11 protein-coding genes are annotated in these 13,014 nt (G+C 60.7%); all 11 read left to right on the top strand.

Annotated elements, in window-relative coordinates; all coding sequences use genetic code 11:
• Window position 1: 1 nt before the first annotated feature.
• The 11 genes from AC22G6_RS14915 to AC22G6_RS14865 all read left to right on the top strand — a co-directional run bounded on the left by AC22G6_RS14915 (window position 2) and on the right by AC22G6_RS14865 (window position 13,014).
• Window positions 2–934: an ABC transporter permease gene (locus AC22G6_RS14915; protein WP_108948909.1), complete on the top strand. Its 933-nt coding sequence runs from the start codon at window positions 2–4 to the stop codon at window positions 932–934.
• Window positions 935–1,288: 354 nt separating this feature from the next.
• On the top strand, window positions 1,289–1,705 hold the full coding sequence (locus AC22G6_RS14910; RefSeq protein WP_487367413.1) for a sugar 3,4-ketoisomerase: 417 nt from the start codon (window positions 1,289–1,291) through the stop codon (window positions 1,703–1,705).
• Window positions 1,702–2,562 carry a sulfotransferase family protein gene (locus tag AC22G6_RS14905; protein WP_487367412.1) on the top strand — a complete coding sequence of 287 codons (861 nt, stop codon included), beginning with the start codon at window positions 1,702–1,704 and terminating at the stop codon, window positions 2,560–2,562. Before AC22G6_RS14910 ends, AC22G6_RS14905 begins: the two co-directional genes overlap by 4 nt.
• Before the next feature lie 108 nt (window positions 2,563–2,670).
• Window positions 2,671–3,771, top strand: a complete 1,101-nt coding sequence (locus AC22G6_RS14900; protein WP_487367411.1) for a DegT/DnrJ/EryC1/StrS family aminotransferase — start codon at window positions 2,671–2,673, stop codon at window positions 3,769–3,771.
• Window positions 3,772–3,857: 86 nt separating this feature from the next.
• Window positions 3,858–5,066, top strand: a complete 1,209-nt coding sequence (locus AC22G6_RS14895; protein ID WP_487367410.1) for an ATP-grasp domain-containing protein — start codon at window positions 3,858–3,860, stop codon at window positions 5,064–5,066.
• Between the two features lies 1 nt (window position 5,067).
• Window positions 5,068–5,997 (top strand): glycoside hydrolase family protein, encoded by a 930-nt coding sequence (locus AC22G6_RS14890; RefSeq protein WP_487367409.1) that lies wholly within the window; start codon window positions 5,068–5,070, stop codon window positions 5,995–5,997.
• Window positions 5,994–6,926 (top strand): GNAT family N-acetyltransferase, encoded by a 933-nt coding sequence (locus AC22G6_RS14885; RefSeq protein ID WP_487367408.1) that lies wholly within the window; start codon window positions 5,994–5,996, stop codon window positions 6,924–6,926. The genes AC22G6_RS14890 and AC22G6_RS14885 overlap by 4 nt, the downstream gene beginning before the upstream one ends.
• A gap of 8 nt (window positions 6,927–6,934) precedes the next feature.
• Window positions 6,935–7,711: a class I SAM-dependent methyltransferase gene (locus tag AC22G6_RS14880; protein WP_487367407.1), complete on the top strand. Its 777-nt coding sequence runs from the start codon at window positions 6,935–6,937 to the stop codon at window positions 7,709–7,711.
• A gap of 2 nt (window positions 7,712–7,713) precedes the next feature.
• The gene (locus AC22G6_RS14875; protein WP_487367406.1) at window positions 7,714–9,135 is read left to right on the top strand and encodes a hypothetical protein; all 1,422 of its coding nucleotides are present in this window, start codon (window positions 7,714–7,716) and stop codon (window positions 9,133–9,135) included.
• Window positions 9,136–9,655: 520 nt separating this feature from the next.
• The gene (locus tag AC22G6_RS14870; protein WP_487367405.1) at window positions 9,656–11,137 is read left to right on the top strand and encodes a flagellin N-terminal helical domain-containing protein; all 1,482 of its coding nucleotides are present in this window, start codon (window positions 9,656–9,658) and stop codon (window positions 11,135–11,137) included.
• Between the two features lie 452 nt (window positions 11,138–11,589).
• Entirely contained in the window at window positions 11,590–13,014 is a 1,425-nt protein-coding gene (locus AC22G6_RS14865) for a methyltransferase domain-containing protein (RefSeq protein ID WP_487367404.1), read from the top strand.

Here is a 13,014-nt window from a genome sequence, read left to right as displayed (position 1 = left end):
CATGGACGCTTCGCTCTTTACTTCGATGCTGTTTGCCACCGTCGTGGCCGGCACCCCGCTGATCATCGTGTCGCTCGGCCTGCTGGTCAATGAAAAGGCCGGCGTGCTCAACCTTGGCGCCGAAGGCATGATGGCCATGGGCGCGGTCGCCGCCTTCGCCGTCACCCACCACACCGGCAGCCCGTGGCTGGGCGTGCTCGCCGGCATGGGTGCGGGCATGGCGGTGTCGCTCGTATTCGGTCTGCTCACCCTCACGCTGCAGGCCAACCAGGTGGCGTCCGGGCTCGCGCTGGCGATCTTCGGCGTCGGCCTGTCGGCCTTCATCGGCAAGCCCTTCGAGTCCATCGCCCTGCCCGCGGTGCCGCCGATCCGCATCCCCTTCATTGCCGACCTGCCGCTGATCGGCGAGGCACTCTACAACCAGCAGGCCCTCGTCTATCTGTCGTGGGCGATGTTCTGGGCCGTGGTGTGGTTCCTCTACCGCAGCCGCGCCGGCCTGGTGCTGCGCGCCGTGGGCGAATCCCCCGCCTCGGCACACGCCATCGGGCATCCGGTCATCCTCATCCGCTATCTCGCGGTGCTCTTCGGCGGCGCCATGGCCGGCATCGGCGGCGCCTTCCTGTCGGTGTTCTACACCCCGATGTGGGTCGAAGGCATGGTCGCCGGTCGCGGCTGGATCGCCCTCGCGCTGGTCGTGTTCGCCACCTGGCGCCCGCTGCGGGTCATGGTCGGCGCCTATCTGTTCGGTGGCGTCATGATCACCCAGCTCTTCATCCAGGGCTCGGGCATGCAGATCGACTTCCCCGCGCAGTTCCTGTCGTCGCTGCCCTACTGGGCGACGATCATCGTGCTGGTGGTGATCTCGCGCAATGTGAACACCATCAGGCTCAATTCACCGATGTCGCTGGGCAAGCCTTTCCGCGCCGAAGGCTAGGCGCGCAAGCGGCATTGAACAATGCGAACCCCGGACGATCGTTAGCACACTCATCGTGCGGTAAGCGAGAAGCCCCACCCGTGCGCGAGATAGTCGCAATGACAAGGCCCGTATTTACGGGCCTTGTTGTTTCTGGGACGTTCGTGCGGGCTCAAGCGGTCGGAATTCCTGTCTGCCGCACCAAACAGGACGCCGCGACACAATGCGATATTGCGCATCAAAAGGAGAAACAGTAGCCAAAACCCATAACAGTTCGATGTATCAATCGCCCCCCCTCCCCCTTAGAATTACAACGTGCCCTGCTTGCCAGGAAGTCAATCAAAGGGTAATCGCCAAGGCCACAAGGGATGGACCATGTCACTCGATGACTGCAGGATGATCGAACTACCGAAGATTCACGACCAGCGAGGGAACCTGACCTTCGTCGAGGGTGACAGACACGTGCCCTTCGATATCAAACGCGTGTACTACCTCTATGACGTGCCCGGCGGATCGGAGCGCGGCGGTCATGCTCACGGAAAACTCCAGCAGTTCATGATCGCCATGTCGGGGAGCTTTGACGTCGTGCTCAACGATGGTGATCGCGAGCGTCGCTTCCACCTCAATCGCTCATACAACGGCATCTACATCGCGCCGATGACCTGGCGCTATCTGGATAACTTCTCATCGGGCGCCGTCTGTCTGGTGCTCGCCTCAGCGTATTACGACGAAGCCGACTATTACCGCGACTATGCGTCATTCAGGATTGCGGCACAGGCATCACGCACATGATGAACACCTCGACTCTTCCCAACGAGGCTGACATGCGAGGTAGCCGCTTGATTATCGTCGGTGGCGCGCCGCGATCGGGGACCAGCCTGTTCCAGTCCATGATGGACTCGCACCGTGATGTCTATGGCGGGCCCGAGTTTGATCACCTGACCGACATCGTCAACTTGCGTAACCGCCTGCAGCAGGGCCTGCAGTATGGTCGCATCACGCACTTCGTTGATGCGGCGCAGATCGATGACGCCATGGGGCAAATGGTGGAGTCCCTGCTCTATCCCGTCGCGGATCGCCATGGGGTCAGCCGGCTCTCCGAAAAAACACCGATGAATGTCCTTGTCTTCAAGGACCTGATGACGATACTGCCTGGCGCCAAGTTCGTGCATGTCATACGCGACCCGCGCGCAGTCATCATGTCCATGTATCAGGTCGCCAAGCGCATTGACCAGGCCGGACAAACGCGGCCGCACTTCCTGAGCAACCTGGAAGCAATGGCCTTGTACATCAATCAGTGCGTGCATGCCGGCGTTGAAGCCTGCGAGAGTCAAGCCGCCCGCGCGATCATCGTGCGCTACGAAGATCTGCTCTCCCGTACCGAAGACACGATGATGAATCTGCTGAACTTCCTCGACCTGCCTGATGATCGTGCGGTCCTGAACCCGGGCCAGGTCGTGCACGAGAGCGCGAGCCTGTTGAAGGACGGTTCCGACCCATGGGCCGGCGGGCGCAGAACGTATACCGATCCAGAGCGTGAGAATCAGGACAAGTGGCGCGAAGATCTTGACCCAAACTCAATCGAAGTACTCAACCGCCTGTTTTCCGCTGCTCCGGTATACGCTGCACTGGGCTACAACTTCGATTGACGAGATCCGCGTTGCGCGGCCTGCGCATCGACAACCAGGCGAAAAATTCACGGCATTCGGTTGCGGACGTTTGGTTCCGTTAGCCGAATCGACTGACTGCGCACCGAGATGACGACACCTTTCTTCGACATGCAGGCGATCACCACCCCGATCGAATCCGAGTTGAGGCATGCCTTCGAGCGGGTTCTCAGCAGACATCACTTCATCCTGGGTGACGAGCTCATGGCCTTCGAACAGGAGTTCGCCCGCTACTGCGGCGTCGAACACTGCGTAGGCGTCGGCAATGGGCTCGAAGCGCTGTACCTGACACTGCAGGCCATGGGTATTGGCGCTGGGGATGAAGTCATCGTTCCGGCCCATACTTTCATCGCCACCTGGCTCGCCGTCACCTGGAGCGGCGCCCGGCCCGTGCCGGTCGAATCCTGTCCATCCGGCTTCAACATCGATCCTGAACGCATTGTCGAAGCGATCACGCCCCGCACAAAAGCCATCATCGCCGTGCACCTTTATGGTGAGCCCGCCGATATGGCCGCGATATGCAGCATTGCGGCACAGCATGGTTTGCAGGTGATCGAAGATGCTGCGCAGGCGCATGGCGCGCGCTACCGCAACCGCCCCGTAGGCAGCCTCGGTGACGCGGCCGCCTTCAGTTTCTACCCGACCAAGAACCTGGGTGCGATGGGCGACGGTGGCGCCATCTGCACGAGTAGTGCAGCCCTGGCTTCGCGCCTGCGCTCACTGCGCAACTATGGATCGCAGACCAGGTATCAGCATGACGAAGCTGGCTACAACTCCCGCCTCGATGAGCTTCAGGCTGCCTTTCTGCGTGTCAGGCTGCGACGCCTCGATGAAGACAATCGTGCGCGCCAGTCAGTCGCCCAAGCCTACATTCAGGCATTGTCAGCGCTGACACATATCACCGTGCCTCAGACGCCCGACTGGGCCACGTCCGTATGGCATCTTTTCGTCATTCGCTGCACACGGCGCGACGCGCTGATGAAGGCCCTGAAAACAGCGGGCATCGACACCCTGATCCACTACCCCGTTCCTGCCCATCGGCAGGGCGCCTATTCCGGCGAAAACTGGCCCGATCTGCCGATCACGGAACAGCTCTCATCAGAAGTACTGAGTCTGCCGATGTGGCCAGGACTCGACCCTGCACCTGTCATCGCGGCAGTGCTGCAGGCAGATCAGGAGCTGGCCTCATGAAAGCGCCACCGTGGAATGTTCTCGTATTCCCGGCCGGCACAGAGGTCGGGCTGGAAATTTTCCGTTCGCTCGAACACTGCAAGGAGGTGCGGCTGTTCGGTGCCTCTGCAGCCGTGGTCAACCACGGACCTTGCGTCTTTGCGCACTATCGCGAACTGCCATCCATAGACAATGCCGACGCCTTGCACGCGCTGAAGGCACTGGTCGAAGCGTGGGAAATCGACTTCATTTTCCCGGCAAATCCTCTTGTCATGGACTTCCTCGATGAGCACCGAAGCGAGTTTTCCTGCGCTGTCGTCATGCCTGCCAGCGCCACCTTCAATATCGTCCGCTCCAAGTCCGCGAGCTACAAGCACCTTGCACAGCAACTTCCCGTACCGGAATTGCATAGCGCGGAGAGCGTCGACCGTTTTCCGGTTTATCTGAAGCCAGACCGCCTGTATGGATCGCAGGGAGGACAGCGACTCGATAGCCGCCACGCACTCGCGGCTGCCGGCAGTCTGGAGGGCATGCTCATCTGCGAGTACCTGCCGGGCGATGAGTACACCGTCGACTGCTTCTCGAGCAGCGCCGGGCAATTGCTGTTCGCCGGCCCGCGAACGCGCGAGCGTATCCGCATGGGCACCTCGATGCACAGCAAGGAACCGGACAGCGAGACCCATGCAGCGTTACTTGCGCATGCACTGCAGATCCATAACGCACTGGACCTGACCGGTCCATGGTTCTTCCAGATGAAGCGCGATGCTCAGGGAACGCTGAAACTGCTGGAGATCGATCCGCGTATCGCCGGCACCATGGCGTTTCACCGTGTGCAGGGCATTAACTTTCCGCTTCTGGGACTGCTCGACAAGGCCGGTATGAGCGTGCGCATATTGCGCAACCCGTACCGTCAGTACAGCATCGATCGGGCTCTGACGAATCGCTATCGACTGGACCTGCGCTACAGCACGGTCTATGTGGACTGGGACGACACGCTCGTCATCAAGGACGCTCTGAACACGCAAATGCTGCAGTTTCTCTATCAATGCATCAACCAGGGAAAGCGCATCGTTCTGCTATCGAAATCACTCGCAGCCGACAAGGAAGCGCTGCTTGCCCGTTGGCGCCTGCAATCGCTCTTTGATGAAATCCACTGGTTGCGTGAAGATGAATCGAAAAGCGACTACATCCACGAAACCAACGCCATTTTCATCGACGACAGTTTCACTCAACGTGAAGAGGTCGCCACGCGTTTGGGCATCCTGACTTTTGACCCCAGCATGGTCGAAATATTGCTGGACGACCGGGGACACTAGCATGATGCACTGGCAGAAACTCGGACAGGTCTATCACCGCCAGCGGGAGGCTGGCTGGTGGCATAGCCACACCATGGCCCCCTCCGCCATCTGTCTGAACGACGAGGTCATCCGTGTCTTCCTCGGCTGCTGGGATAGCGCGGGCATCTCCCGCATCGGCTATGTCGATGTATCGGCAGAGCGCCCCAATGAGGTCCTTGCTGTGTCCCCCAGGCCTGTTGTCGACATCGGCCGGCCGGGCTGCTTTGACGACAATGGTGTATTCCCCGGACATGCCACGCGCGTTGGCGACACGATCTACCTCTACTACACCGGCTTTCAGCTTGGCGAGAAGATCCGCTACTTCAATTTCGGTGGCTTGGCGCTGAGTCGCGACGGCGGTCAAACCTTCACTCGCGTCTCCGAGGCACCCATCCTCGACCGCGCCGACGAGGGCCTGAGCGTTCGCGCTGGGCAATCCATCCTGCACGAATCAGGCGCTTTCCACACGGTCTATTCCGCAGGTAGTGACTGGGTCAATGTGGGTGGCTATCTGCGGCCAACTTACGATGTGTATTACCAGTCGTCCCCCGACGGTCTGGCGTATCAACGCAGCGGCCAGCGCATCGTGACGCACGACGCAAGCGTGGAGCACGGCCTGGGCAGGCCCCAGCTCGTCCGGCTCGGCGAGCGCTACGTCGTCTTTTACACCCGCCGCACGCTGGATATGAAATATCACTTCGGACTGTCACTCTCCGACGACTTGCAGCACTGGGAGCGCGCCGACCATCTCGCCAGCATTGCCCATGGCACAGGCTTCGATAGCGAAATGGTGTACTTCCCCTCGCTGGTCAGCGTACCCGGAAGCGGACGACGGTTCCTGTTTTACGCCGGCAACGGATTCGGTCGCGACGGCCTTGGTGTCGCCGAACTGCATGGGGACTTCCCGTGATCGCCGCCGCCTATTCGGCCAAAGACCGCAAGCGCTGGGACACCTTTGTGCGCAACAGCCGCAACGGCACGCTGCTGTTTGACCGCGCCTACATGGAGTATCACGCAGAGCGCTTTGTCGACGCCTCTCTGATCATAGACGAAGCAGATGCGACACTGGCCCTCCTGCCCGCCAGTCGCCACGACAATACGATCCGCTCGCATGGCGGACTGACTTACGGCGGCTTCATCACCGATGGTCGCATGCGGGTCGAGAAGATGCTCCGCACATTCGATGCCGCGCTGGCGTTTTACAACAGCATCGGTATCACGCGGCTTGAATACAAGGCCATTCCGCATATCTACCATCGAGCACCGGCCGAGGAAGATGCCTACGCCCTGTTCCGCCTCGGTGCCCAGTTGCTCAAGCGCGAGCCCTCAGCAGCCTTGCATTTGCTCGATACCGGCTTACCTGGCAAGAAACGCAATGGCGCAGCGCGCGCAGCACAACTTGGATTGCGCTTTGAGCAGGTCAGCACGGCCGATGCCCTGATGGCGCTGATCAACACGAATCTGCAACTGCGTCACGGTGTCAGTGCCGTTCACAGCGCTGCCGAGATGAATCGCCTGCGCGCGGCCTTCCCCCGCAGCATCGAAATTTTCCACGTCTGCGACGGAGACGGACGCCTTGTAGGAGGCGCCATCGTTTACGTCGCGGGGCCGGTTGCGCACACCCAGTATCTTGTTGCATCCGAGGCTGGTCGCGCTAGCCGCGCAATGGATTTCCTGATTCATGCGCTCGCCACACGCTATCGCGAAGGCTGCCAGTGGCTCGAGTTTGGCATTTCGACAGAAGCGGGCGGACAGGTTCTTAACGAAGGGCTGATGAGCCAGAAGGAAGAATTCGGTGCACGTTGCGTATGCTACGACACCTACGTAATCGATCTTTGAGCCCTGCAATGAAAGCATCCGTTGATTCAGCGCAATCCGATAGCATGCAGGGCGATCCCGCGATCTGTGCCTACACCGCACACTATCTCCTCCGCCAGGGCGGAGCACGTTATCCGGCCGAACATCTGGTTCGCATACTGATGGGCCGTCATCCAAGACTGGCGCTGGATCAAGCGGAGTATCGGGGCGCCCCCTTGCTGGAGGTCGGCTGTGGCGACGGCAGAAATCTTGGGCTGTTTCATGATCTGGGCTTCAGGATTCACGCCACCGAAGTCAGCGCGGCAATATGCGACTCGACCCGCGCTCGACTCCAGAAGGCTGGTATACCGGCAAGCCTGGATGTCGGCACCAACGCGCGCTTACCCTATCCCGACGCATCGTTTCGTTACCTGATTGCCTGGAACAGCTGTTACTACCTCGAGGCAGGGTCGGCCTTCGCCGATCACGTCAGGGAATATGCTCGCGTACTCATGAACAAGGGCTTTCTGATCCTGTCTGTGCCGATGCCCACAAACTACATCTTCAATGACTGCGCTGCCCATGCTGATGGCAGCACCACACTGACCACCGACGCCTTCGGCGTACTTCAAGGTGCCCGACTGCAGCGCTTCAGCGATGCCAAGGCCCTGCAACAGAGTCTTGAAGCAGCATTCGCCGATTTCTCACACGGAGAAATACGTGCAGATTGCTTCGGTGTTCAGAACGATCACTTTCTGCTCGTGTGCCGAAAATACAGCCCGACGGATTCTCCGCAATCACAGCAGGATCATCAGACAAGGGTCTGACCATGAATCAGGATCTTCTTTCCTTCATAGCCGCCATCGAAGCACTTTTCGCAAAGAGTGAGGCGGATTCGGCGCTTGCCGCGATCCGCGCACTGGTAGATACGGTGACCAATGACCCGGCAACCGTCGGAAATGTGCTGTCGTCGCCAGGCCTGGACGCACTCTGCCAGAAGCTCGGCGCCATTTCGCTCCACTACATCGAATCTGAGAAGATACGTCCCCCGGCGGCCGACCGCCAAGCCGACGTCATCATTCTCGCCACGGAGCTCTATGGTGTGGGGGGGCATACGCGGGTTATCGAGGACATCATCCGGGCGCAGCCGGATAAACGTCACCTGATCCTGATGACGAATTTCTTCTCGCACGATTACCAATTCGACCGGGAGCGCTTTACCAGGCTCGGGGTTGAAGTCAGAACCCCCGAATCCGGTGACTACCTGAGTCGCCTCGTATGGACACAGCTGCAGTTGTGCAGCCATCCCGACGCACAGGTCCTGGTTTTCAACCACCACGCCGATGTGGCCGCGATTGCCGGCATTCAGCCCGGTCTCAATCGCGAGGTCGTGTTCTGTCACCATGCCGACCACCATCTATGTCTGGGCGCTGCGCTGGATTGGGTACGCCATGTGGACCTTTACGAAGACTTCTGCAAAACCTGCCGCACAGCCGGGATCAAGGCCGAACTCTGGCCCCTGTCTGTACCGGACATCGGCGCACGCCCTCACGATCCCGCTTCGTTCCGCCGGACAGGCTCCTTGCTCACTGCCTGCAGCGGCCATGACGCGAAATTCATGGCCCCCTATCCATTCCACTACTGGATGGTCCTGCCGCAGGTCCTGCGACGCAGCGGCGGCAGGCATCTGCACATCGGCCCCTTGTCTGGCGACGTCCTGAACGCCATACATGCAGAACTTGCCGTGCAAGGCGTCAGCGCAGATCGCTTCACACATATCCCGTGGGTCGAGAATCTTGGCGCAACGCTCAAGGAACAGGGCGTGGATCTTTACATCGGTTCGTTTCCGCTAGGCGGCGGACGCGCCATCATCGAGGCCATGGCCGGCGGCACCCCGATCGTCACCCATGCACACCACATGCACCCACCGCTGGGCAGTGCCACGCTTGGCCCCGTTGGCACCTGGTGCTGGGCTACTCCGGACGAACTGCTCGCCATCATCGATTCGGCTTCACCAGAAGCCCTTGCCAGTCACTCGCAGCGCGCACGCGAACACTATCTGCAGGCCCATGCTCCGGCAGGTTTCGAGGCCGCGGTGCGCGGCGCTCCGACAACAGTCGCAACAGCGCCCGAAAATATCCGCAAATCGCCCACAGTCGACCCGCTTGCAGCGTACCTCTTGCGCGCGCAAGTGCGTAACGAGACCTTCCCCATCGTCTTCAATCTGCTCGCTGAGGCCGCACAACAGTGAGTTGACTGTTTCTTGATTGTCGCCCGTTCCCACCCAACAAATACATTGCCGTTCGACGCCACCACATTGTGCTGAAGCCGATGACGGTGACCATCGTAAGCAGCCCGTCACCTTGCTCCCGAACACTGCTGCGCAACACCCTGCGGCAACAAGGTAGAACCCGGCTTGCAACGGTGCAGAGAGACGAGAACTGGTCGTCCCCTCCCACCTCGTGGATCACCGCCTGGACAGGGCCGGCCTGATCAGGACGAACCGGGCCCAGCAGTCACCCTCCCGGTCGCGATGCTCCGCCTCAGAAATATTGCCGCCGACCGGCAAAAGGCTGCCAAGCCCTGATCGCAAGCCGGCAAAACTTGCCGAAAGTCACCAATAAAGCCACCTAAAACAATGAAATAGAAAGAATAAACATGCTGGCACGCATCTCGCTATGTCTGTTTCAGAAGGCTCGGATTCATCAACGGTGTTCCAAACAGCCAGCCAGTCCGGGCGACATCAGAACCTGATCTAAGGAGATGCAAAAATGGCACAGGTAATCAATACCAACGTCGCCTCGCTCAATGCACAGCGTAACCTGAACACCTCCCAGGGCTCGCTCGCGACCTCGCTGCAACGCCTCTCCTCCGGCTTGCGCATCAACAGCGCCAAGGACGATGCCGCAGGCCTCTCGATCTCGGAGCGCATGACTTCGCAGATCCGCGGACAGGATCAGGCCCGTCGCAATGCCAATGACGGTATCTCGCTGGCGCAGACGGCCGAGGGCGCACTGCAGTCGTCCGGTGATGTGCTGCAGCGCATCCGCGAACTGGCGGTGCAATCGTCCAACGCAACGAACTCGGCCTCGGACCGCCAGGCACTGAACGCCGAAGTGAATCAGCTCACAGCCGAGCTCGACCGCATCGCCCAGACCACCGAATTCAACGGCAGTCGACTCCTCGACGGCTCCTTCACCACGGCAACGTTCCAGGTCGGCGCCAACGCCGGGCAGACGATTCAGGCCACGACGGCCAACTTCAGCACCAATCAGTATGGCGGCTACCGGATCGGCTCCCAGGCAGCGGCAACTTCAGGCGCCAAGGGCGACCTGACGACCGGCAGCACGCCGTTCTCGATCGCTTCGTCCGCCGCAGCATCAAACCGGGTTGCCGGCGGAACGGTCACGATCAATGGCGCGACCGGTGCATCTACCGCCACGATTCCAGCAGGTGCCTCGGCGAAGACGGCCGCCGCGCTGATCAATACCGAGAGCGCAACCACCGGTGTCACGGCATCGGCAAAAACCGAATTCGACATCGACTTCAGCGCCCCCAATATCAGCTACAAGTTCGACGTCAGTTCGAATAACTCCGCTGCGGTCACCATCTCCTTCACCATCGGCGCAGAGGACAACGACGGACTGGCTTCGGCCATCAATGCGTTCAACGACGTTTCCTCGAAGACCGGTGTTTCGGCGCGCATCAACGATACCGGCGACGGCATCACCCTGCTCAACGCAGCGGGCGAAAACATCACCATCGCCAACGCGGCGTCGGGTTCGGCTGCGGCCACCATCGGCGGAACGGCGACGGCTGCAGGCGCGACCGCCATCGGAACCGGCCAGCTGGTGCTGGACTCGGACAAGTCGTTCAGCATCGACGCCCCGAATACGACCGACTTTTTCAACGCAACCACTGCAGCGGCACAACTGCAAAAGGTCAGTGACCTCGATGTCAGCTCCGTCGATGCCGCACAACGAACGCTAGCCATCGCAGACGCGGCCCTGTCGGCAATCAACGGACAACGGGCAAAATTCGGTGCTCTGCAGGCTCGCTTCGACACCACGATATCCAATCTGCAGGTATCGTCCGAAAACCTGTCGGCCTCGCGCTCGCGCATCCGCGACACCGACTTCGCGTCCGAAACTGCGAACCTGACACGCGCCCAGATCCTGCAACAGGCCGGCACTGCAATGCTGTCGCAGGCCAATGCGCTGCCACAGCAGGTGCTGCAGTTGCTGCAGGGCTGATTCCTTAAGTACCATCGCGCTTGTCTGATCCACTACTTAGCCCCTGCTTCTGGCCCACAAATGGCGCCAGAAGCAGGGGCTAAGTGCCAAAACCGACGCGCTCATCCGAAATCGGAAACAGATCGACCTCGCCGGTTTCGCTGAGCGCCATCCGCGACCTTGCCCCGAGAGCCGCATCGGTGCGGAAAAAAGCTTCAAGCAACAACGACGTCACCTGCATACTTGCACCCTCATGCCACACCGTGCTCAAGCTCGTTCAATTCACCACTTCGATCAACATCCGCTCAAGACCAAGGCACTGCGGTCCGAGACGTCCGGCGAGCTTCGCGCTGGGTTGCCAAGCTTCGATGCATCTGCCAACAACAGGATCAGACCGGACGCCTCGCCCGTCACATCGCCCCCCGTTTTCAGCAAACCGGCCCGACTAACACGACGCCAAGGGACTCGCAACGATGCAGACTACCCCCGCCGATAAAGACCGCGACCAGATTGAACTGGCCCGCAGCCTCATTGCCCAGGACGATCTCGCGGAAGCTGCCGATATCCTCGCGGCGCTGGTGCTGGCCGATACGCCACTTGCCGAGGCCTACCACGACCTCGGCTGCCTCGCGGTCCGGCAAGGTGATCTCGAGACGGCTTCATCGCTCTTCAGTCGGGCCCTGGAAAAGAACCCCGAGTCGCTCACTGCCCGCCGCAGCATCGCGCTGGTGCAGGCCTTCGAGCACCAGTACGACGACGCGCTGGCCACCCTCAGTCCTGTCCTTCGTTCCGGCCTGGCTGGCAGCGACGACTTCGGGCTCGTGCGCGACATCCTCGGCAAGGCATCGGCGCTCGGCCCGATCGCCTGGGCGCGGTTGCTCTCGGACCTGCGCACACCCTCGCACGAACAGAAGCAGGCGATCGACGAATACCAGACGATGCGTCAGCAACTCGCGGCACAGAAAGCAGCTAACGAGCAGCTACGCGCCGAACTCGACGAACTCCGCGTCGAGTTGCGTCTCCTCGCGTCCACGCCTAACCCCGAAACGCGTAACGCCGCCTGGCAGCGGATCCATGCCCTGTCCGACGAAGACTGGCAGAACGTGCTGATCCGCAGCGTCAACATGCCTTCCTACCGAGGATTCCCCTTGCCGGGTTTTCCCGAGGACGCGCTGCAGACAGGCACCGTCGGCTCCAGCAATGAACCCGCACTGCGCGAGGGCTTTAATTTCTACCGCGCGGTAAAGGCGCTTTGTGGCACACACGGTCATCCTCTGTCCACCGCCACGCGCCTGCTCGATTTCGGCACGGGGTGGGGGCGGTACTCACGAATCTTCATGAAGGAGATCGCGCCGGACAACATCACCGGTGTCGACGTCGACCCCGACCTCGTCCAGGTGTGCCGCCGCACCTTTCCGTACTGCAATTTCGACCTTGTTCCGCCCTTCCCGCCGACCGAACTGCCCGCAGCACAGTTCGACCTCGTCATCGCCTATTCCGTTTTTTCCCACTTGTCGGAAGCCGCCGCCACCGCGTGGGTCGAGGAGTTCGCGCGCATCCTGGCCCCAGGGGGCATGATCGCGATCACCACACAAAGCCGGCGCTTCCTGGCCTACTGCGACACCATACGTCGCACGGGCGAAATCACTCACCCCTGGCACCTGAAGCTGGCCGAGTCCTTCGTCGACCTCGAAGCGTCTCAGGCCGCCTACGATCGAGGCGAGTTCCTGTTCTCAGCCACGGGGGGCGGTGACGCCCGACCGTCAAGCTTTTATGGCGAAGCCCTCGTGCCACCGGCCTTCGTCGAACGCGTCTGGTCGCGCTTTCTTGAGCCCGTCACCTACATCGACGACGGCAGCCTGCCTCAGGCCCTGATCGTCATGCGCAAACCCAGCTGA

It is taken from the genome of Parazoarcus sp. PS-13 R2A (genome assembly GCF_057621855.1).
The sequence above is the reverse complement of the archived record's forward strand: the minus strand, read 5'-3'. Positions and strand labels throughout refer to the sequence as shown.

What these genes read in the sequence shown, in the direction of transcription:
- AC22G6_RS14890 (WP_487367409.1), top strand. Translation starts at nt 5,068, where the DNA reads ATGATGCACTGGCAGAAACTCGGACAGGTCTATCACCGCCAGCGGGAG.
- AC22G6_RS14880 (WP_487367407.1), top strand. Translation starts at nt 6,935, where the DNA reads ATGAAAGCATCCGTTGATTCAGCGCAATCCGATAGCATGCAGGGCGAT.
- AC22G6_RS14865 (WP_487367404.1), top strand. Translation starts at nt 11,590, where the DNA reads ATGCAGACTACCCCCGCCGATAAAGACCGCGACCAGATTGAACTGGCC.
- AC22G6_RS14905 (WP_487367412.1), top strand. Translation starts at nt 1,702, where the DNA reads ATGATGAACACCTCGACTCTTCCCAACGAGGCTGACATGCGAGGTAGC.
- AC22G6_RS14875 (WP_487367406.1), top strand. Translation starts at nt 7,714, where the DNA reads ATGAATCAGGATCTTCTTTCCTTCATAGCCGCCATCGAAGCACTTTTC.
- AC22G6_RS14910 (WP_487367413.1), top strand. Translation starts at nt 1,289, where the DNA reads ATGTCACTCGATGACTGCAGGATGATCGAACTACCGAAGATTCACGAC.
- AC22G6_RS14900 (WP_487367411.1), top strand. Translation starts at nt 2,671, where the DNA reads ATGACGACACCTTTCTTCGACATGCAGGCGATCACCACCCCGATCGAA.
- AC22G6_RS14915 (WP_108948909.1), top strand. Translation starts at nt 2, where the DNA reads ATGGACGCTTCGCTCTTTACTTCGATGCTGTTTGCCACCGTCGTGGCC.
- AC22G6_RS14870 (WP_487367405.1), top strand. Translation starts at nt 9,656, where the DNA reads ATGGCACAGGTAATCAATACCAACGTCGCCTCGCTCAATGCACAGCGT.